Genomic DNA, 21,486 nt, shown 5'->3' on the forward strand with positions numbered 1-21,486 from the left:
GGCCTACCGGATATCGATCACCCGTTCGAATCGTTCGGTTTCGAGGGTTTGTCCGGTCCCGGCGTCCGTAACCGCAACCCGGAAACGATAGAGCCCCGGCGGTATCGTTTCCGGGAAACGGACCTGGGCGGTGTAGTCGGACAGAACCGCGTCGGTATAGACCGACACGGCGAACGTCATCTCGATTTCCGGCCCGCTCCGACCCACCGGCAGGAGCTTCAGGATCGTGCGGATGTCGCGCGTCCGGATGGGTTTCGTGTGCAGTGTTAGCTGAAAGACGCCCCCGTCGGCGGCATTGCGGACGATAAACATCGGGTTGTTCGGGTCGCAGAAACCGTCGGAGGCCGCAAAGGTCCGATCGTTGACGTTCCCGAAACCGATCACATACGGCTGGTCGGCTGTCCGGGTAACGGCCAGTCGGTAGCAGGTAGAGGCCGGAAGGCCGTTTTCAAGCACCCGAATGACGTAATGCCCCGGCGGGATGCCGGCTCCCGGCCTAAAGGTCAGTTGCCGCCCGTCGGGCGAAAAGCGGGTCGGCCGTCGCCGGAGGGTTGTGCCGTCGAAGTGCTTCAGTTCGATTTCCGTACCGGCGTTTTCAAACAGATTGATCCCACTTAAACCTACCTCTTCCCCCGCCACCGAGCGCGCCGGGAGTAGAGAATACGGCTCGGTGCCCAGACGAACAGTGCCCTTCCTTACTTGCAGCAGGTCGGGAGATACCGCCGACCGTCCGCCGGCTTTCTGAAGTTCGAGGGCATACCTTCCGGGCCGGAGGGCGAGGGCCTCCGGAACCCGGACCCGCAGCAGCACCGGATATTGGGTATGGCGGATACCGGCGTCCGTGATGTACTGCGCTACGGCGCTGCTTTCGATCACCTGCGGCTCCGCCCCCGGCACGTCCTTCGGCGTCAGCACCAGCTTCATGTCCGGCACTCCATCATAGATATTTTCGGCCGAAAGCAGAAACCCGTCCGGGTCGCCGATTTTCCAGGTGTCGAAACCGGGTTCGGGCACCAGCCGGATCGCCAGGCGGCCGGTGGAGCGCAGGGTAAGCCGGTATTCGGTGACGGTACCGGCCGGAACACTCTCTGCCTGACCGGACGGGGCTGCGCCGATAAAATACCGGTTTTCGGCCGTGGCGTTCAGGTCGATGGCATCAAAACCGGCTTCGTAGCCTGCCCCGACTCTGGACATAAGCCGGGCATTGGCCGTCAGGCGGAAGGACGGCCGCAGGAGCGCAGCTCCGAAGCGATCCGGTAAATCTACCGTAATCTCATTCAGCGTCCGGTCGATGCGGATGCGGTCGTCCGGGATGCCGTCGATGTGCATCTCCAGAATCTGCGGCTTTTCGTCCGGCACCGGATCGGCCTTTTCCCGATCCGGTCGGCAGGCCGAGAGCAGGACAAACAGAAGACCGGCCTGTAACAGACGGTTTGCGAAGACAAGCGGACGGTTCATGGTTCAGGAAATTCGGATCAATGAAAATTCGGTAATTCGATTCACTTTTGCAAGCCCGTCAAAACCGCACGATCCCGCCGTTCCCTTTCGCACAGGCTGTGCGAAATCGCACACTTTTTCAAGCACCTTTCTCAGTTAACTCATTAATTACCAGCGCTATATCCTCTGGCATGCCTTTTGGCTTATGGATGTCAAAAGTAAACAACAAATGGACAGAGAACTCGCCCCCGAGCTGGTCACCCGAAACCGCAACCGCACGTATGTCGTCGTCGCCCTGATCCTGGCGGCCGTGGTCGTCGTGCTGCTGTTTTTCCGGAACGTGCTGAAGACCTCCGTCGAGGCCGCCCGCATCCGGACGGCCGTGGCGGAAACCGGCCCGGTCGAAAACAGCTTCAACGCCACCGGCGAGGTGATCCCGGCCTACGAACAGATCATTACCAGCCCCATCCGGGCCAGCATCCGCCGGGTCCTGCTCCCCCCGGGCACCCAGGTCAAACCCGGACAGGCCATCCTCGACCTCGACAAATCTCTGTCGGAGATCGAGTATGAAAAGCTGAAAGACCAGCTCGCCCTCAAACGCAACGGCATCGACCAGCTGCGCATGAAGCTGAACAAAAACCTCTTCGATGCCGAAGCCGACGACCAGATCAAATCCCTCAACATCAGCCGACTGAAGGCTGAAATTGAAGACACGAAACGGCTTCAGAAAGTGGGCGGGCGCACGCTGGAAGACGTCACCCAGGCCGAAGACAAGCTGCGGATCGCCGAACTGGAGAAGAAAAAACTCGAAAACGACCTGACCTACAACCGGCAGTCGATGGGCGCGAGCCTGAAGGAAACGACCCTCCAGGCCCAGATCGAAGAAAAGAACCTGCGGGAACTGGAACACAAACTGCGGCAGGCCGATATCGTCGCCGACCGGGCGGGCGTGCTGACCTGGGTGAACGAAAACATCGGCTCGGCCGTCAACGAAGGCGAAATGCTGGTCCGGCTGGCCGATCTGGGCAGTTTCCGGATCGAGGGCTCCTGCTCTGACATCTACGCCGACCAGGTTAAAACCGGCCTGCCGGTGATCGTGAAGGTGAACGAAACCAGCCTGCGCGGGCTGATCACGCAGGTAAAACCGTCGGTGCAGAATGGCACGATGCGGTTCGTGGTCCAGCTCGACAACAACCGGCACGCTTCGCTGCGGCCCGCCATGAAGGTAGAGGTGTTCGTCGTTACCAGCCGCACGGCGCGGGCCGTGCGGGTCGCCAACGGGCCGGCTTTCAAGGGCAAGAAGAAGCAGTTCGTCTACGTGCTGGACAAAGGGGGCGTCGCCCGGCGCCGGGAGGTGGAGGTCGGCCTGTCGAACTTCGACTTTGTGGAAATCCGGAACGGTATTCAGCCCGGCGAGAAGGTCATCATCACCGACCTCAGCCAATACGAACACCTCGAAGAAATAACCATCACGGATTAACGGAAACGGTCGGATGAAAGCAATCTTTACAATCGGTTTCCTGCTGATCGGTCTGACGGTTTCGGCTCAGCCGCCGGTGCTGACGCTGGAAGACGTGGTGGCAATGGCGAAGCAGCAGTCGATTGCCTCCAAACAGGCGGCCACGCTGAAGCAGACCAACTACTGGAAATACCGCTCTTTTGTGGCGGGTTTCCGGCCGCAGCTGAGCCTCGACGGCTCCCTGCCCAACTTCACCCGCTCCTACACGCCGGTGACGCAGCCCGACGGCACGCTCATCTTCCAGCGGGTTTCCAACAACAACTCGCTGGTGAACCTCTCACTGAGCCAGAACATCACCCTGACGGGCGGGTCGATCTTCGTGCAGAAGCAGCTCCAGCGGTTCGATGATTTTCAGCGCAGCAATACGCTTTATAACGGCATTCCGTTTGCCGTGGGCCTGACGCAGCCGCTGTTCCAGTTCAACCCGATGCGGTGGGACCGGAAGATCGAGCCGCTGAAATACGAGGAAGGCAACCAGCAGTTCATCGAAGGCATGGAGAAGGTGGCTCTCGACGCCACGGGTTATTATTTCGACCTGCTCGTCGCCCAGGTGAATCTCCAGATCGCCGAGAAAAACCTGAGCAACAACGATACCCTGTTCAGGATTGCCCGGCACAAGCTGGAACTCGGGAAAATCTCGCAGAATGACCTGTTGCAGCTGCAACTGAGCGTGCTGACGGCGCAGAAGGATTACGCGTCGGCGCGGCAGAATGCCGAGGTGGCGTCGCTGAGCCTGCGCTCCTACATGGGCCTGCGTCAGGAACGGCTGCCGGAGCTGGCGGTGCCGGAACGAACCCTCGATCTGGAGGTGGACGTAAAGAAAGCCCTGAGCGAAGCGCTTTCCAACCGCTCCGACGCCATCGCCTTCCGCCGGCGGCTACTCGAAGCCCAGCGCGACGTCGACAAGGCCCGGAAGGATAACGGCCTGAATGCCACCCTCAACGCGGCTTTCGGTCTTTCCAACCGGGGCGCTCATTTCGGCGACGTGTACGTGCGTCCGCAGGACCGGGAATACGTCGAAATCCAGTTCGTACTGCCGATCATGACCTGGGGCCGCGCCCAGGCCCGCACCGAAACCGCCCGGGCCAACCAGCAGTTTGCCAGACAGTCGGTCGAGCAGGATAAACTGACTTTCGAGCAGGCCATCTATACCCAGGTGACGCTGCTGAAAATGCTCTCCCAGCAGGTGAAGCTCACCGCCGAAGCCGACCGCATTGCGCAGGAACGGTATCGCATCGCCCAGAACCGCTTCATCCTGAGCGACCTGAGCGTGACGGACCTCGGCATCGCCACCCAGGAGAAAGACCGCGCCCGACGCGACGCCATCCTGGCTCTACGCGACTACTGGCAGTCGTTTTATAGCATCCGGCTGCTGACCCTGTATGATTTTGAACGCAACGAAAAAATAACATACTGACATGATTACCCTCCAGAACATCGAAAAAGTGTACCGCACCAGCAGCATCGAGACGCTGGCGCTGAACAACATCAACCTCAACATCCGCAAGGGCGAGTTCGTGTCCATCATGGGGCCGTCGGGCTGCGGAAAAAGTACCCTTCTCAACATCATGGGGCTGCTCGACGAGCCGTCGAAAGGCACCGTCGAGCTGGACGGCGAGCGCATCGGCCAATACCGCGACAAGGAACTGGCCCGCATCCGCAACCGGAAGATCGGTTTCATCTTCCAGAGCTTTCACCTCATCAACGACCTGACCGTTCTCGATAACGTGGAAATTCCGCTGCTGTATCGCTCGGCCAACGGCAAGCCCCGGCAGTCGTACGCGAAGGATGCCCTCGAAAAAGTGGGTCTGAGCAACCGGGTGAAGCACTTCCCCAAGCAACTATCGGGCGGGCAGAAGCAGCGCGTCGCCATCGCCCGGGCCATCGTGGGCAACCCCGAAATCATCCTGGCCGACGAACCGACCGGCAACCTCGACAGCGGCATGGGCAATGAGATCATGAACATCCTCCAGACGCTGAACAACGACGGCACCACCATCGTGATGGTCACGCACGACGAGGCCATGGCCAAACGCACACACCGGCTCGTGCGGCTTTTCGACGGCACGCAAGTGTTGTAAATGATTGAGTTGTTGAATGATTGAATTGTTGAATGACAAATGCTGACGAACTATATTAAAATCGCCTGGAAGGTGCTGCTGCGGCATCCGTTCTACACCTTCATCACCCTTTTCGGCATCAGTCTGACCCTGACGGTGCTGATGGTGCTGACCTCGTTTCTCGACCACCTGTTCGGGACCCATTACCCCGAAACCCGGCGCGACCGCTCCCTGTACATCCAGTTCCTGACGCAGACCGATTCGAGCCGAACCTTTCAGAATAAGGGGCCGATGAGCTTCAAATTTCTGACGGATTACGCCAAATCGCTCAAAACCGCCGAGCGGGTAACGATCCTGACCTTCCTGAACAGCTCGAACGCCTACGTCGGCTCGCAGAAAATCAAGCTCAGCACCAAATACACCGACGCCGATTTCTGGCGGGTGATGGAGTTCGAGTTTCTGGAAGGCAAGCCCTACAACGAACAGAATATCGCCAACAGCGACCATGTGGCCGTGATCACCGACGACCTGGAGCGGCAGTATTTCGGGTCCGAAACCGAACCCGTCGTGGGGAAAGACATCGAAATCGAAAACATCCATTACCGGGTCATCGGCGTCGTTCGGGGCAGTCCGGTGACGCGAATCTACAGCTACGCCGACGTCTATTTCCCGTATACCGCCCCCAAGAGCAACTACCAGAACGGCGGCATGCGGGGTGGATATGTGGCCGTGGTCCTGGCGAAAGACCGCTCCGATTTCCCGCAGATTCAGGAGGAGTTTCAGTCGAAGATCGACCGTATTCCGCTTCCGACCGTTGAGAACGGGTTCAAGTTCTCAGTGCTTGAAGTAAAAAGCGAACCGTATCTGGAAGGATTCGTCGGGACCATCCTGGACGGAAATAAGGGTCTGAAAACCATCTTCTTCGGCATCATCGCCTTTATCATGCTTATGCTGATGGGCCTTCCCGCCATCAACCTCGTGAACGTCAACGTCAGCCGGATCATGGAGCGGGCGTCGGAGATCGGCATCCGGAAGGCCTTCGGCGCGCCGGTGAAAACGCTGCTGTGGCAGTTCATCGTCGAGAACATCTTCATTACGTTCATCGGAGGGGCTATCGCCCTGCTGTTTACGCTGATCATCATCCACTTCATCAACACCAGCGGCTGGATCGCCTACGCCGACCTGACCATCAACCTGACCGTCTTTGCCGTCAGCATTCTGGTCTGCCTGGTGTTCGGACTGCTGTCGGGCGTCGTGCCGGCTTTCCGGATGTCGAAACTGAACATTGCCGAAGCTCTCAAATCCTGACCCCAAACCATCCTGCGCATATGATTCGTCATCTTTTAAAACTGATCTGGAACAAGAAAAAAGCCCACGCCCTCCTGCTGGTCGAAATCTGGGCTGCGTTCATGGTGCTGTTCGGGCTGACGTCGCTGATCGTCATCAACGTCCGGAACTACAACCAGCCCCTCGGCTTCGAATACGAAAACGCCTGGGCCGTTCTCCTGAACAACAACCAGGACACGACGCAGGTCGCCGAAAAAATACAACGGATTCTCGACCGTGTGGAAGCGTTCCCGGAAGTTGAAGCGGCCACGCGCATGAGCGGCAACTTTCCCTTCTCGGCCAATACGTCGAACAACCGGATCGACTACGGGAAACGCAAGACGCTCGCCGACTTTTTCACCACCGACGAGAACTTCGCCAAAACGCTGAACATCCCGGTCGTCGCCGGCCGCTGGTTCCGCAATGCCGACAGTGTCGGGAAATACACGCCGATCGTCCTCAACCGGAAGGCGAAGGACGAGCTGTTCGGGGACGAAAATCCGCTGGGCAGGGTTCTCAGCGACCGGTATAAGGTATTCGGCGTGGTCAACACCTTCAAGTCGAAGGGTGAATACATGTCCGACAACCCGGCCGTGTTCGAGCTAATGGACGCGAAAAGTGCCTGGCATTCGACCCTGCTGATTCGGGTGAAACCGGGAACCGATGCGGCCTTCGAAGCCAAAATGGTGAAAGCCGTCACCACAATGGTAGATGACTGGAGCGTGGAAGTCAACTACCTGACCGATTCCCGCAAAAACCGGCACAACCTCACGCTCGTGCCGGTCATCATCTTCGGCATCGTGTCCAGCTTCCTGCTGATCAACGTGGCCCTCGGCCTGTTCGGCGTCCTGAACCTGAGCATCGCCCGGCGACGGGGTGAGATCGGGTTGCGCCGGGCGCTCGGCGCCACCGGCAGCGGCATCTCGTCGCAGTTCATCGGTGAAATCTGGGTGCTGGCCACCTTCGGCCTGCTGATCGGGTTTCTGTTTGCCTTACAGTTTCCGCTCATGAACGTCTTCGATGTGGAAGCAGGCATCTATCTGACGGCCATCGCCCTTTCAACGGTGGTGATCTACGGCCTGGTCACCGCCTGCGCCCTGTTCCCCAGCCGCCAGGCCGCCCTGATTCAGCCGGCCGTGGCATTACATGAAGAATAATTGATTAATTAATCATGAATAGCGAATATTGAATAGCGAAGTGGCTCCGCAACGCCGGACCAGCGCGATTTCAGTATTCGTTATTTCGCGTTCAATAGTCGATATTCGTTATTTATTTCTCCTCCGGCTAATGCTCCTGATCATCGACGACGATATTGCCGTTCAGACCTCGCTCTCGCTGCTGCTTCGCCGGGAAGGCTTTGCCGTCAGGACTGCCGGCTCGCCCACCGAAGCATTCGCGGCCCTCGAAGCCGAAGAGACGAAACTGATTCTGCTGGACCTGAACTTCTCCATCGAGACGTCGGGCGTGGAGGGCATGAAGCTGCTGACCGCCATCCGGGGCCGGCATCCGGCCATCCCGATCATTCTGATCACCGGCTGGGGCACCATCGACCTGGCCGTACAGGGCATGAAGGCCGGCGCAAAGGACTTCATCACCAAACCCTGGCAGAACGAATACCTGTTGCAATCGGTCCGGACGCTGCTGAACCTGACGCAGCAGCCTGCCGACACCGGCCGCTCGCCGGGCCGCCGGAAACTCGACCAGCAGTTCCAGTTCGAGCACATCGTCGGCGAAGATCCCAAACTGCTCGACATCCTGGAAACCATCGGCCGGGTGGCACCCACCGACGCGCCGGTACTGATTACCGGGGAGAGCGGCACCGGCAAGGAACTGATCGCCGAGGCCGTCCACCAGAACAGCCGCCGGCGGAGCAAACCCTTCGTGAAGGTCAACCTCGGCGGTATTTCCTCGACCCTGTTTGAAAGCGAACTGTTCGGCCACGTCAAGGGCGCCTTCACCGACGCCAAATCCGACCGCGCCGGGCGCTTCGAGCTGGCCAACAAGGGCAGTATTTTTCTGGACGAAATCGGGGACCTCGACCCCGCCAGCCAGGTCAAACTGCTGCGGGTGCTGCAGGACCGCACCTTTGAGCCGCTCGGCAGCAGCCGCAGCAAGACCGTCGATGTGCGGGTCATCTGCGCTACCAACCGCAACCTCGAAGACATGGTGGCCCGGGGCACGTTCCGGGAAGACCTGTTTTACCGGATCAACCTGATCACCGTCCGGCTGCCCGCCCTGCGCGAACGGCCCGACGACATCCCGGCGCTGGTCAATTACTTCGTCGACAACCTGAAAACCATCTATGAACGTCCGGATCTGCACGTCAGCCCGGCGGCCCGGAAATGGCTGCGGAACCTGGCCCTGCCCGGCAACATCCGGCAGTTGAAAAACATCGTGGAGCGGGCCGTGCTGCTGTCGATCCGGGACGAACTGGAAGTGAGCGATTTCCAGAAACACGTCACCCAGCGATCCGGGCCGGCGGGGGCGGGGTCGCTGCCCGAAGTCGGCACTATCACCCTGGAGGAACTGGAACACCAGATGATCCGGCGGGCGATGGAGTATTACAACAACCGGGTTTCCAAAGTCGCCCGGGCGCTGGGCATCACCCGGTTCGCGCTTTACCGGCGGCTCGACAAATTCGGGATTCCCTACGATGGAACCGCGGATTGAACGATTGCGTCCGGGGGCCTATCTTTAGCCGATGAAACTTTCCCTTCGTACCCGATACCTGCTGTACATCCTGATTATCCACGGAGCGCTGATCTTTCTGATTTTCAGATGGCTTAGGGAAAACCAGCTTCTTTTCATTACCAGCGAGGTGCTGGTGCTGCTGTCGGTGGCGGTCGCTTACCAGATCTATCAGGCCTTCGGCCGGCCGTCCCAGTTCATTTCCTCCGGTATCGAAGCCATTAAAGACAAGGACTTTACGATCAAATTCGTCCCAACCGGCCAGCGGGAGGTGGACGGCCTGATCGACGTTTATAACCTGATGATCGACCAACTGCGTCAGGAACGCACCAAACAGATGGAACAGCAGTTTTTCCTGGAAAAGTTAATCGAGGCCTCCCCCATCGCCACCCTGATCTTCGACTTCGACGAGCGCATTGCGTCGGTCAATCCGAAGGCCGTCGAGCTGCTGCAACTGCCGCCCGACCAACTGCTGGGCAAAGCCCTCACCGACATCGACCACCCGCTGCTGCGGCAGCTGACCGACCCGACCGAGGAGGATACCAGAATCCTGAAAAGCACCGGGGTGGAGACCTATCGCGTGCTGCGTTCCCACTTCATGGACCGGGGGTTCCGGCGCTCCTTTCTGCTGCTCGAAGAACTAACCAGCGAAATTCTGGAAACCGAGAAAAAGGCTTACGGGAAAGTCATCCGGATGATGGCCCACGAGGTCAACAACTCCATCGGGGCCATCAACTCCATCCTGGACGTGACGCGCTCCTATCTGGACGCCCCGGAAGAGCAGGACGTGAAGAACGCCCTGGAGGTGGCTATCGAGCGCAATGACCGGCTCAACCACTTCATGCGCCGGTTTGCCGACGTGGTCCGGCTGCCGCAGCCGCAGAAGCGACCGGCCGATCTGGACGAAGTGGTGCGGAACGTCTCCCGGCTGATGCAGCCGCTGGCCGAAAGCAAGGGCCTTGTGTTCCGGTTCCATTCGGCGGGCGAGCCGGTCCTGAAAGCCGTCGACGTCGAACAGATCGAGCAGGTGCTGGTCAACATCATCAAGAATGCCGTCGAAGCCTGCACCGCCGGCCAGACGGTCGAGGTAGCGCTGTCCGCGAGCCGGCTGGTCGTTCGCGACAACGGCAAACCCATCCTGCCGGAGCTGGAAACCAGTATGTTCAACCCATTTTTCAGCACTAAACCCGACGGTCAGGGCATCGGGCTTACCCTCACCCGCGAGATTCTGCTCAACCACGGTTTCCCGTTCTCCCTGAAAACCGGGCCCGACGGCTGGACGGAGTTTACCATCGGCCTGAGCGTTCCGGCGGCCGGCTGATCTCAGCGGTTCTGCTCGGCCACCCAGTTTCGGCGAAAATCCTCGACATCCTGCGGGCTGAAGCCGTATACCGCCTGAATCCGCCCGATGGCCTGGGTCAGCTTCGGCAGGTCTTCGGAGGAGTGGGTGACGAACCGGTAGGCCGAAGCCGCCTGATCGTAGGGAATGTTCATCAGGGCCAGCACCTCGTCGATCTGCGCGTCGGTGATCGTGCGGTTCTTCGCGTCGATCATTCGCCAGCCGTGCAGCAGCCCGGCGGCCTCGCTGAGCAGGTGCAGGGCTTCCGACCGGGCGGTGTCGCTGGTGGTCCCGTTCTCCAGGAATCCGATCACCCGATGCAGCTGATGAATGACCGTGGCGGCCGAGGCTTTCTCCCAGTTCTGTTTGATCGTCGTTACGGCCTCATCGCGTTGCTGGGCGTATTTTTCGCCCCGGTTCAGAGCCGTCTGAAGCGAAATGAAGGCTTCCCGGTTCTGAAAATAGAAGCCGGTGTTGTCCCCCTTGTCCCGCTGGGCCGCATACCCGGCCAGCCGGCGGTCGGGGCTGCGGTGCAGGGCGGGGTTATCGCTGTTGACAAATTCCGGATTGGCCCCGTAAAGGAACAGAAGCTGGTCGGCGTTCGGAGCGCGTAACGTGCCGTTAGTCAGCGAGGTGGCGTAGTTATACAAAGCCGCCGTATACAGTCCTTTTTCGATGAGCTGCTCCATTTCCACGCCGTATTCGTCGAAGAGGTAATTGCCGTAGACGCCCCCCTCCCGGCTGCGGTCGAAGGGAAAAAAGTTGCCCCCGGCGGCTTTGGAAAGCTCGGCAAAATAGCCGTTGTCGGCCGTGAGCCGGCTGGTATAATACGGCGTCGTAACCGTCTCCAGACTCAGGCCACCTTCCGAAAAGAGGCTCCGGAGCGTCTCCTCCGAAACGAACTCGCCCCGGTTGCGGCCTCTCTGCATCTCGGCGGTCAGCCGGTCCAGCTGGTCCGCGAGGGGAGCCACTATGTCAGAATTGTAAACAAAGCCGCTGCTGTCGTACTGCTGGCCGATCAGCACCGGATTGGTGTATTCGCCGTCGATGGTTTCCTTTTCACAGGCGGACAGCCCGATGGTAGCGGTAATCAGCAGAAAGATCGGTTTCCAGGGTACAAACCTTTGGTTCATGTCAAAAGAGGTAGAAGGAGGCCCTTCCGGACCCGAATATATCCTTGTATTAATTCTTATTACGACCAAAAGGTTTTAAGTATTGTGCAGGGCGGGCGGTAGGGTCTTTCGGAAAAGATGCCTTTAAAACACGAAAGCCGCCCAGATTGGACGGCTTTCAGCGTTATAGCTTTACTACGAATTAGCGAGCAGAGTCAGCAGCTGCGCTGTCGGTAGCCATCGTGGTGTCGGATGACATCATGGCTGAGTCAGAAGACATGGCAGTTGAATCAGTAGTGGTTGCTGCAGAATCCTCTGATTTTTTAGAGTTGCAGGCAGCAGCCAAAGAAACCATCGTCATAACGAACAATGCAGATTTCAGAATACGTTTCATGAATATAAGAAAGTTTAAGTGTTGAAAAATTCCCAACTTTAATACCGCAAAAGCCGATAGGTAACCCGCCGGAATGAAAGAATTTTTAAATTTTTTTTTGGGTTACATTTTCGCAGGATTCGTATTAAGCAATGAGAGAACCGAATGAGAGGTCCGAAGCATCTGCATCCTTCTGACAATGAGCGTAACGACGCCCGGCGCAACGACGCCCGATCTGACGACGCCCGTTTGCTTGTTGGCTTGGCGGATGGTTCGGATGCCGTGCTGGCAGAACTGTACAAACGGTACTTTCCGATGGTGCTGCACCTGATCCTGAACAACAGCGGCTCGGAAGACGACGCCAAGGACATTTATCAGGAAGCCCTGATCGTGTTGTACGAAAAGGTTTCGGAAGGGTCGCTAGAACTGCACTGCCAGCTGAAAACGTACCTGTACTCGGTCAGCCGCCGGCTGTGGCTCAAGCAGTTGTCGAAGCGCAGCCGGAACGGCAGCGGCCTGATCGATCAGGAAAACCTGGCCGACGTGGACGATGATCTGACCGATCACCACGCCCGCGACCGACAATTCAGCCTGATGGCCGACTCGCTCGACCGCCTGGGCGAACCCTGCCGGACGCTGCTCGAAGACTTTTACATCCGGCATCTGTCGATGCAGGACATTACGGACAAATTTGGTTACACGAACACCGATAACGCCAAAACGCAGAAATACAAATGCCTGATGCGGCTTAAACGGTTGTTCTTCTCGGTTTATAAGGAGGAGAGGTAACATGGACGAACAGAAATTCACCGACTGGATTGACAAATGGCTCCGGGATGAACTGACCGAAACGGAACGGCTCGAATTCGAGACGCTGCGCCGGTCGGACCCGATTCTGGATCAGCGGGCGCGCGACCAGCAGCAGCTGGCCCGGGCCATGCGGTTGTATGGTCAGCGTACGGACTTCCGGAAACGCCTGAACCGGATACACGCCGAGCTGGACATGGAAGCCGTTCGTCAGGAAGCACAGGAAGCGTCCGCGCCGGCGGAGGAACCCGCCCGGAAGGGACGCGTCCGGCAGCTCTGGCAGACCTACCGTCCGATCCTGGCCGTGGCGGCCTCCGTTGCCGTCTTCACCACCTTCGGAACCCTGATGCTCATGCGGCAATATCAGTCGAGCCACAAGCAACAGGAGCAATACAGCATGCTGCGCCGGGACCTGCAGGCGATCCGTCGCTCGCAGAACGCCATTCTTCAGGATCTGAACGCCCGCGAACGGGCGTTACAGATGAACCCGGGGCAGGTAGCCGGATCGAGCTTCCTGCTGTCGCCGGACGGTTATCTGGTCACCAATACCCACATCGTGCAGGACGCCGACTCGGTGTACATCCAGAGCACGAAGGGCGATATTTACAAAGCCAAGGTGGTTTATACCAATAAAGCCTACGACCTGGCGATTCTTCAGGTGCGTGACGACAGTTCCTTCCGGGCCAGAACGGCCCTGCCTTACGGGTTCGAAGCCGGCCCGTCGGATCTGGGCGAACGGGTCTTTACGCTCGGCTTTCCCCGCGACGAAGTGGTGTACGGCGAAGGCTACCTGAGCTCCCAGACCGGCTATCGCGGAGACTCCACCGCCTACCAGGTGGCCATCAGTGTGAACCCGGGTAACTCGGGAGGCCCGCTGCTGGATGAGAAAGGGAACGTTATCGGCATCATCAGCGGAAAACAGACCTCGACGGAAGGCGCGACCTTCGCCATTAAAACCGATGTTCTGTTCCGCACGATTTCCGGCATCCCGACCGACTCCCTCAAGGGCTCTCCGATCCGGATGAGCCGGAAAAACGGCCTGGCCAAACTCCCCCGAAAGGAACAGATCAAGAAAATTCAGGAGAGCGTGTTCATGGTGAAGGTATTCAAGCAGGAGAAATAAGGCCGGAAGAGGCCGTCAACTACGGAGAGGCTGTGCGCTGCGGGGATTTCCATCCGGCAAAGCACAGCCTCTCCCCTTTTTACGCCCCCTGAATTGCCACGTTCTTCTGTCATCCGGGCCTTTTGTCCTCCCATCCGGTTTTGGCCTCCAGGTTCTTTTGTCATCCCGAGGAACGAGGGACCCTGTGGCACGGCACTCAGGTAGATGGGGCATGCGTAGCCACAAACTTCCTCCAGCGGCCGGAGACCACCCCCCGGCCCCCTCCTTGCTAAGGAGGGGGTGGCTTCGCAATCATTGGGAACTGGCGGAGCACTCCCCCTCCTAAAACAGGAGGGGGCGGGGGGTGGTCCTCCCTTCGGCACCCCATCTACCTGAACGCCGTGCCACAAGATCCCTCGTTCCTCGGGATGACAAAAAAGAACCTGGAGGCCAAAAATGGGCTGACGACAAAACCGGTAGGGTGCCAAATGGAGCGGATGGGGATTATGGTTGCACCGGCAACCCGGTCGGCACCGCCTTTTTCTGCCTTTCAACTGTTAACGACTCCGCTGACCTCCCCGTCCCCATTTCTGGGGATTGACTTCCGCCGGAAGCTGATGTAACTTGCCGGCATACCCGGCCTTCTCCGCTATGCTTTCAACTACCCGTTCCCCCTTTTCCGTTGCAGACGATGCCCTGCAGGCCATCGGTAACACGCCTGTCGTCCGTCTGAACAAGGTGGTCGGGCCGGACAGTGCCGAGGTCTTCGTCAAACTCGAATATTATAACCCGACCGGTTCCTACAAGGACCGCATGGCGATGGCGATGATCGGGGAGGCCGAACGAAGCGGTGCCCTGAAGCCGGGAATGACCGTCGTGGAATGCACCGGCGGCAGCACCGGAACGTCTCTGGCCTTCGTTTGTGCCGTCAAAGGCTATCGTTTTCAGGTCGTTACCTCGGACGCCTTCGCGCCGGAAAAGCTCCGGACGATGCGGGCCTTCGGGGCCGATCTGGTCATCGTGCCGAGCCAGGGCAGGAAAATCACCCCGGACCTGATTCCGACCATGCGGGAACGCGCCCGTGAGCTGGCCCAGCGCCCGGACGCTTTTTTTACGGACCAGATCAACAACCCGAACTCCATCCGGGGGTACCGGCGCATCGGCGAAGAACTTCTGGCCCAGCTCAACCGCCCCATCGACGCTTTCTGTGCGGCCGTCGGCACCGCCGGGATGTTGATGGGCGTTTCGACGGCCCTGCGCGAAGCCGGGCAAACGACCCGCGTGGTGGCGCTGGAACCGGCTTCGGCGCCCCTTCTGTCGGAGGCCCGGCCCGGCCCGCACCGCGTTGAGGGAATCGCCATCGGCATCGTTCCGCCCCTGCTTTCCTCAACCGCTTACGATGAAGTCAGAACCGTCGAGGAGTCGGAGGCCCGGGACATGGCCCGCCGTCTGGCCCGCGAGGAAGGCATTTTTGCGGGCATATCGAGCGGCCTCAACATTCTGGCCGCCGTCCGGCTGGGGCAGGAACTCGGGCCGGGGCATACGGTCGTGGCCGTGGCCTGCGACTCCGGCATGAAATACCTGGCCGGTGATTTATTCGATTCAACCGAAACCACCTGAATCCGGCAGACCTGACCGCCTGCTCAATAACCGTTGGATGCCATACCGGAACAGCTTATCTTCAATGAGCTGTAAGTCAAAGCTTTTGCCATGCGATAAGGTACTCTTAACCCCCTGACCCCATGGGAAGGACCATGCTGCTCTGCCTTTTGCTTTCATTCACATTTCGGGCAAGCGGGCAGAATTTCAACGAAAAATGGGTGATCCCGCTGGAATTCTCGCAGGGCTTCATCAAAGCCGGGGCCGCTCCGGAACTGTATGTGGCTCAGCTGAGCCTCTCTCCGCAATTCAGGATGGTGGACGGTCGGCTCCGGGCGGGCGTGACGGCGGGCGGCTTCTTTTCAGCCAAAACGCTCTACGGGCTGGCCGGCCCCAAACTGGCGCTGAAGGTGGCTTCGCTCGGCAAGGTGTTCACGGCCGATACGGGCAACCTGCATCTTTCCGCCGATTATCTCTTCGGAACCGACCGACAGCAGCTGCTGGGTGCTGGTTTTCACGCCGATCTGGCCGAACTCCTCATCCTTTCCCTGAACTACCGACGCGACCTTCACTACCGGGCCAACTGGTTCCAGATCGGACTGGCCTACCATCTGTTCCGCGAACCGATCCCGAAAGACATTCGCTCCAATCCTGTCGACGTACGTTAATCCGGTTTCATCATGAAAGCCATCGTCATTAGTGGCGGAGGGTCCAAAGGCGCGTTTGCGGTCGGGGTCCTCAAATACATCCACGAAAATATTCGCCCGGTCGACAGCTTCGACCTGTACAGCGGCACCAGCACGGGCGCACTCATCAGCCCGCTGGCGCTGCTCGGAGAAATCGACCTGCTCGAAAAAATCTATACGACCACCCGCGATCAGGACGTGCTGAACAAGCACAGCTTCGGCCGTATTCTGACCGATATTTCCATCCACGACGCCACGCCCCTGCTGCGGCTCATCGAACGCAATCTGACGCCCACTCTGGCGACGATGGTGCTCACTTCACCGAAACGGCTGTTTCTGTCGGGCGTATCGCTTCAGACCCAGGAACTGGTCCATTTCACCAACCAGCCGGCGGCTTCGTCGGAGTTTTACCGGATCGAAAGAATCTCCACCGCCACGGAACTCCAGCGGGCCATGCTGGCCTCCTCCTGTCAGCCCATTTATATGCAGCCGATCGACGTTTTCCGGCGGGGAGAAGAACAGTTCTGCGACGGGGGCGTCCGGGAAAATACCCCCATTCAGGTGGTGGCCGACAACGGTGCCACGGAGGTCGTTGCCATTTCGATGGCTCCCAAAGCCGATCAGAATGTATTTGCCACGGATTTTCTGACCAAAGCGACCGAAATCCTCGGCTTCACGATCGACACTTTCGGCTCGGACGTCGGCCAGAACGATTACCGGCTGCCGAAGTTCATGGCGCAGGTCAACCTGTATCTCGACGCCGTTAAAAACAGTCTGGCCCTGAGCGGAGTAAGCCCGGCGGTCATTGCCGGGAGTTTCCTCAGCGCCCCGAACCCGCTGGCGGGTCGGCCGCTGGTGAAGCTGCACGAAATCCGCCCGGACGTCAATCTCTCCTCCGACGAGTTCGGGGGAGAGGGCGGTCTGACCTTCGACCCGGCCCGAATGCGGAGGATGCTGGAGATGGGATTCGATAAAGCCGAGAGTTATTTCACCTCCCTGCCGGCCTCTTCGCCCATTTTCGTATAGGCCCACCGTTCAACCTGATTCACTTTTCCTTTTTCCTATCGTCCTACCTCTAAACTACTTAATCACATGGATCAGTCAGGTACGCTTCTTACCGGGTCGCCCTCCGGCGATACCGCTGCCGAATTGAAGGCCACCTTCAAAGGGGATCTCCTCGGCCCCGACGATGCCGATTACGACCAGGCCCGCAGCGTCTGGAACCAGATGATCGACAAACGACCCGCCCTGATTGCCCGCTGCACCGACTCCAGCGACGTGGTCCAGGCGGTCCGGTTTGCCCGTAAACACGGTATGCTGGTTTCCGTCCGCGGGGGCGGGCACAACATCGCCGGGAATGCCGTCTGCGACAGCGGGCTGATGATCGACCTGTCGCCGATGAAGCTCATCCTCGTCAACCCGGACCGAAGGACCGCCCGCGCCGGAGCCGGCGTTCTCTGGAGCGAGCTGGACCGGGAAACCCAGCGCTACGGGCTGGCTACCACCGGCGGAACCGTTTCGCATACCGGCATTGCCGGCCTGACGCTGGGCGGTGGGCTGGGCTGGCTGATGGGCAAACACGGCCTGGCCTGCGACAACCTGCTCTCGGTCGACATCGTAACGGCCGACGGGCAGCTCCAGACGGCTTCCGAAACCGAGAATCCGGACCTGTTCTGGGCCATTCGGGGCGGGGGCGGCAATTACGGCATCGTCACGTCCTTCGAATACCGGCTGCATCCCGTTGGCCCGACGATTCTGGGCGGCATGGTGCTCCACCCGCAAAGCGAGGCCCGGGAGGTGCTGCGGTTCTACCGCGAGTTTGCCCGCAACCAGCCCGACGAACTGATGGTCTTCTGCGGTCTGCTCAACACGCCCGACGGGATGCCGGTCATTGCCCTGATTGCGGGCTGGTTCGGGCCGTTGTCGGAGGGCGAAGCGCACCTGAAGCCGCTGCGGGCATTCGGTACCCCCATCGCCGACCTGATCGGGGAAATCCCCTACCTTCAACATCAATCCATGTTCGACGAGGCCACGAAGCCGGGCCTTCACCGCTACTGGAAGTCGGGCAACCTGCCGGAAATCGACGATACGGTGATCGATACCGTGGTCGGGGAAGCCGCCCGGATGACGACTCCCTACGGCTTTGTTCTCTTTTTCCACATCAAAGGGCAGGCAACGCGCGTACCGGCCGGAAAAATGGCGTTCGGCCTGCGGCAGGATCAGTGGGATTTCGACATCGTGGCCCAGTGGATCGACCCGGCCGAAGCGCCTACCCATATCGACTGGGTACGGGGTTTCTGGAAACGGATCGAACCCCACACCAGCGGGGTGTATGTCAATCACTTGGATTCGGAGGAAAGCGGCCGGCGGGTCAAAACCGCCTACGGCCCTAATTACCAGCACCTGTCCATCCTGAAAAAGAAGTACGACCCCGATAACTTCTTCTGTATGAACAATAATATCCAGTAACCTTCTCCGCGCTGCCGTAGTTACCCTAAGTGGAACCAAATGCTTCAGGTAACGATGGAAAATCAGCAAAGATTGCAGGGAAAGAAGGTGGCGATTCTGCTGACCGACGGCTTCGAACAGGTCGAAATGACCGAACCGAGGAAGGCTTTACAGGAAGCCGGGGCGGAAACGCACCTGATTGCCCCGAACGGCGGTGAGGTGAAGGGATGGGATACGAAAGACTGGGGCCAGTCGTTTCCGATCGATGTACCGCTCGATCAGGCCCGGCCCGAAGCGTACGATGCGCTGCTTCTTCCGGGCGGGATCCTGAACCCCGATCAGCTGCGGATGGAACGGAAAGCGGTCGAGTTCGTGCGGCACTTTTTTGAAGCCCATAAGCCCGTGGCCGCCATTTGCCACGCCCCGATCCTGCTGATCGAGGCCGATGTGGTGCGGGGTCGCCGGATGACCTCCTATCCCTCCATCACAACCGACCTGCGCAACGCCGGGGCCGACTGGGTGGACGAAGAGGTCGTGACGGACCAGGGACTGGTGACAAGCCGTAAACCGGACGACATTCCGGCCTTCAACCGCAAAATGATCGAGGAAATCCGCGAGGGTATTCACGACCGGCAGCATGCCTGAATAAACGAAAAGCCGACCTCAGCAGGTCGGCTTTTCGTTTTATATCATTGCTTACAGAAGCTTAAAGGACGAAGTATTCGCCTACCTCGATGGCGGCATAGACAATCATCACCAGACAGAGAATCACCTTCATGACGATGCCGGCCAGGAAGCCGACGAACGAACCGAAAGCGGCTTTCAGAGCATTTTGAAAGGGTGCCCCGCCGATCAGTTCCCCGATCAGCGCCCCCAGAAACGCGCCGAGGAACAACCCGACGCCGGGAATCACGAAAAAGCCGGCCACCACGCCGATGGCGGTGCCCCAGCTTCCGTATTTCGTTCCGCCGAACCGCTGCGTTCCCCAGATCGGCACGTAATAATCCAGCACGGCCACGACGGCCGTCGCCAGCCCCAGGCTGACGAGAATCGTAGTGCCGAATTCCGCATAGTTCGAGTAGTGAAGACACAGCAGACCGGCATAGCTCAGGGGCGGCCCCGGCAGCGGCAATACCGCCCCCGCCAGTCCGACCAGCAGGCCGGCGGCCCCCAGAATCAGCAGCAGTTCGTTCATTTTATCCGCCGATGGTTGACATGGACTCCGTCACCGGGCTGCGGTGACGCTCGGCTTCGAAGCCGTTTTTGGGCCGGTGGGCGAAGGCTTTCAGGAAGGCCGCCGTTAGTTCGGCATCATCGGCGCCGGAACGCAGCAGGGCGCGCACGTCGAGCACGCCATTGTCGTATAGACAGGTTTTCAGAGTGCCCTGGGCCGTCAGCCGGATGCGGTTGCAGGTGCCGCAGAACGTCCGGGTGAAGGCGGCAATGATGCCGATGGTGCCCTCGTAGCCGGGAATCCGGTAATGCGTCGAGGTGGAAAACGGGGCATCGGCGACTTTCTCCAGACCGGGATACAACGACTGCAATTCCTCCAGAATACGCTGGTGGGTCCAGTGCAGCACCGGGTAGTGGCTGCCTTCCCCATTGAACGGCATTTCCTCGATGAACCGCACCTCGACGGGGTGGTGCCGTGTCAGTTCGGCCAGCGCGGGCAGGTCCTCGATGTTCTTGCCCTCCATCACCACGGCGTTCAGCTTGACCGGAACCCGGTGTTCCAGCAGGGCGTCGAGCGTCCGGCGGACGGCGGGCAGTTCGTCGCGTCGGGTGATGGTCCGAAACCGCTCCCGGTCCAGGGTATCGATGCTGAGGTTGACCGAACCGATCCCCATCCGCACCAGTTCCGGCACGAGCGGAGCCGTCAGCACACCGTTGGTGGTAATATGCAGTTCGTGCAGGCCCTCGACGGCTTTCAGACGCCACAGAAAATCCATCAGTCCGTTGCGCACGAAGGGTTCTCCGCCGGTGATCCGGACTTTCGATACGCCCAGCCGCGCCAGTACCCGCACCAGCCGCTCCATCTCCTCATAGGTGAGCAGGTGCTGCTTCGGCAGGTAGTTGATCCCCTCCTCCGGCATACAGTAGAAACACCGCAGGTTGCACCGGTCGGTGACGGCCAGCCGCAGATACGTAATCGGACGATTGTGGTTATCGTAAATCATTCCCAGCAAGTTACAAAATTTCGCGCCGGCCGCCAACCTTTTGCTCCTGCAAAACCGGTTATCTGGTCGGTCAGGCGCGGTTATACACTTTCAGCACCGACTCCCGGAGCATACTGCCCGGCCCGAAGGTTACAAAATTGATTAGCTCGGCGATGTCGTCCGGGGCGACCCATTTGGCCGGATCGACCTCGGGCATGGCCTGCCGGTTGGCGGGGGTGTCGATCGTACTCGGCACGATCACCGTGGAGACGATGTTCTTGGCCTTTCCGGCCGCATTGATGATTTCGGAAAGGTGGATCACCAGCGATTTCGACAGGGCGTAGGCCACCATGTGCTGCCCGGCTTCCGGGACCAGGGCCGGCCGGGCGCCGACCAGCACGAACCGCCCGCCCTCGGGCCGCCCCGCCATCTGATCGAATACCGGACGAACCACCTGGTAGGTGGTGCGGAAATTCAGGTTGATCTGGTGTTCGACGGCCGCGTAATCCGTCTCGGAGATCGACCCCATGGCAAACCCGCCGACCAGCAGCACCGCGGCATCGATGGCACCGTGTTCGGTCGCCAGTTTGCCGATGAGGGCGCGGCAGGCAATTTCGTCGGTTAAATCGAGTTCATAGGAAAAGAGGTTTTCCTGCTTATCGAGGGTGGAATTCGGTTCGTGGGTAGCCAGCACCCGGTGTCCGGCATCGAGCAGGTGGCGGGTCACGGCCCGGCCCAGCCCGCCGGTGGCACCGGTCAGTAATACGGTTGACATAGAAAAGGGATGAGTGGTAGAATCAATACGCAAAGAAACGACTCGGTTTCAAAAAAGTT

Annotated in this window: 20 protein-coding genes; 14 read left to right on the forward strand and 6 right to left on the reverse strand. The window is 59.4% G+C overall.

Annotated elements, in window-relative coordinates:
• Window positions 1-3: 3 nt before the first annotated feature.
• Window positions 4-1,458, reverse strand: coding sequence for a Rossmann-fold NAD(P)-binding domain-containing protein (locus tag DX909_RS14505; RefSeq protein ID WP_128545902.1), 1,455 nt, complete (start codon window positions 1,456-1,458; stop codon window positions 4-6).
• 208 nt (window positions 1,459-1,666) lie between these two features.
• Here DX909_RS14505 and DX909_RS14510 point away from each other — a divergent pair, with 208 nt between their 5' ends.
• The 7 genes from DX909_RS14510 to DX909_RS14540 all read left to right on the forward strand — a co-directional run bounded on the left by DX909_RS14510 (window position 1,667) and on the right by DX909_RS14540 (window position 10,351).
• Complete coding sequence (locus DX909_RS14510) at window positions 1,667-2,917, forward strand: efflux RND transporter periplasmic adaptor subunit (RefSeq protein WP_128545903.1); 1,251 nt, start codon at window positions 1,667-1,669, stop codon at window positions 2,915-2,917.
• A gap of 13 nt (window positions 2,918-2,930) precedes the next feature.
• Entirely contained in the window at window positions 2,931-4,373 is a 1,443-nt protein-coding gene (locus tag DX909_RS14515) for a TolC family protein (protein ID WP_128545904.1), read from the forward strand.
• A 1-nt stretch (window position 4,374) separates the two neighbouring features.
• Window positions 4,375-5,037, forward strand: coding sequence for an ABC transporter ATP-binding protein (locus tag DX909_RS14520; RefSeq protein ID WP_128545905.1), 663 nt, complete (start codon window positions 4,375-4,377; stop codon window positions 5,035-5,037).
• A 39-nt stretch (window positions 5,038-5,076) separates the two neighbouring features.
• Window positions 5,077-6,324, forward strand: coding sequence for an ABC transporter permease (locus tag DX909_RS14525; protein ID WP_128545906.1), 1,248 nt, complete (start codon window positions 5,077-5,079; stop codon window positions 6,322-6,324).
• Window positions 6,325-6,344: 20 nt separating this feature from the next.
• On the forward strand, window positions 6,345-7,499 hold the full coding sequence (locus DX909_RS14530) for an ABC transporter permease (protein WP_128545907.1): 1,155 nt from the start codon (window positions 6,345-6,347) through the stop codon (window positions 7,497-7,499).
• Window positions 7,500-7,629: 130 nt separating this feature from the next.
• On the forward strand, window positions 7,630-9,012 hold the full coding sequence (locus DX909_RS14535) for a sigma-54-dependent transcriptional regulator (protein WP_128545908.1): 1,383 nt from the start codon (window positions 7,630-7,632) through the stop codon (window positions 9,010-9,012).
• Between the two features lie 31 nt (window positions 9,013-9,043).
• Window positions 9,044-10,351, forward strand: a complete 1,308-nt coding sequence (locus DX909_RS14540; protein WP_128545909.1) for a sensor histidine kinase — start codon at window positions 9,044-9,046, stop codon at window positions 10,349-10,351.
• A 2-nt stretch (window positions 10,352-10,353) separates the two neighbouring features.
• Here DX909_RS14540 and DX909_RS14545 read toward each other — a convergent pair whose 3' ends face one another.
• Together DX909_RS14545 and DX909_RS14550 are read right to left on the reverse strand one after the other, a co-directional pair.
• Entirely contained in the window at window positions 10,354-11,502 is a 1,149-nt protein-coding gene (locus DX909_RS14545) for a hypothetical protein (RefSeq protein WP_128545910.1), read from the reverse strand.
• Window positions 11,503-11,683: 181 nt separating this feature from the next.
• Window positions 11,684-11,875 carry a hypothetical protein gene (locus DX909_RS14550; protein ID WP_128545911.1) on the reverse strand — a complete coding sequence of 64 codons (192 nt, stop codon included), beginning with the start codon at window positions 11,873-11,875 and terminating at the stop codon, window positions 11,684-11,686.
• 144 nt (window positions 11,876-12,019) lie between these two features.
• Here DX909_RS14550 and DX909_RS14555 point away from each other — a divergent pair, with 144 nt between their 5' ends.
• The 7 genes from DX909_RS14555 (at window position 12,020) to DX909_RS14585 (ending at window position 19,141) form a co-directional block, all read left to right on the forward strand.
• Window positions 12,020-12,643, forward strand: coding sequence for an RNA polymerase sigma factor (locus tag DX909_RS14555; protein WP_128545912.1), 624 nt, complete (start codon window positions 12,020-12,022; stop codon window positions 12,641-12,643).
• 1 nt (window position 12,644) lies between these two features.
• Window positions 12,645-13,784, forward strand: coding sequence for a S1 family peptidase (locus DX909_RS14560; protein ID WP_229311047.1), 1,140 nt, complete (start codon window positions 12,645-12,647; stop codon window positions 13,782-13,784).
• A 630-nt stretch (window positions 13,785-14,414) separates the two neighbouring features.
• Window positions 14,415-15,383: a PLP-dependent cysteine synthase family protein gene (locus DX909_RS14565; RefSeq protein WP_128545913.1), complete on the forward strand. Its 969-nt coding sequence runs from the start codon at window positions 14,415-14,417 to the stop codon at window positions 15,381-15,383.
• Between the two features lie 122 nt (window positions 15,384-15,505).
• Window positions 15,506-16,030: a hypothetical protein gene (locus DX909_RS14570; RefSeq protein WP_128545914.1), complete on the forward strand. Its 525-nt coding sequence runs from the start codon at window positions 15,506-15,508 to the stop codon at window positions 16,028-16,030.
• Window positions 16,031-16,042: 12 nt separating this feature from the next.
• The gene (locus DX909_RS14575) at window positions 16,043-17,074 is read left to right on the forward strand and encodes a patatin-like phospholipase family protein (protein ID WP_128545915.1); all 1,032 of its coding nucleotides are present in this window, start codon (window positions 16,043-16,045) and stop codon (window positions 17,072-17,074) included.
• A 66-nt stretch (window positions 17,075-17,140) separates the two neighbouring features.
• Window positions 17,141-18,517 (forward strand): FAD-binding oxidoreductase, encoded by a 1,377-nt coding sequence (locus DX909_RS14580; protein WP_128545916.1) that lies wholly within the window; start codon window positions 17,141-17,143, stop codon window positions 18,515-18,517.
• 54 nt (window positions 18,518-18,571) lie between these two features.
• Entirely contained in the window at window positions 18,572-19,141 is a 570-nt protein-coding gene (locus DX909_RS14585) for a type 1 glutamine amidotransferase domain-containing protein (protein ID WP_128545917.1), read from the forward strand.
• 61 nt (window positions 19,142-19,202) lie between these two features.
• Here DX909_RS14585 and DX909_RS14590 read toward each other — a convergent pair whose 3' ends face one another.
• From DX909_RS14590 to DX909_RS14600, 3 genes are all read right to left on the reverse strand, one after another.
• Window positions 19,203-19,691, reverse strand: coding sequence for a DUF456 domain-containing protein (locus DX909_RS14590; RefSeq protein ID WP_128545918.1), 489 nt, complete (start codon window positions 19,689-19,691; stop codon window positions 19,203-19,205).
• A 1-nt stretch (window position 19,692) separates the two neighbouring features.
• Window positions 19,693-20,673, reverse strand: a complete 981-nt coding sequence (gene moaA / locus DX909_RS14595; protein ID WP_128545919.1) for a GTP 3',8-cyclase MoaA — start codon at window positions 20,671-20,673, stop codon at window positions 19,693-19,695.
• 70 nt (window positions 20,674-20,743) lie between these two features.
• On the reverse strand, window positions 20,744-21,427 hold the full coding sequence (locus DX909_RS14600) for an SDR family NAD(P)-dependent oxidoreductase (protein WP_128545920.1): 684 nt from the start codon (window positions 21,425-21,427) through the stop codon (window positions 20,744-20,746).
• Between the last annotated feature and the right edge of the window lie 59 nt (window positions 21,428-21,486).

The organism is Larkinella soli, assembly GCF_003703975.1.
Lineage (GTDB): Bacteria > Bacteroidota > Bacteroidia > Cytophagales > Spirosomataceae > Larkinella > Larkinella soli.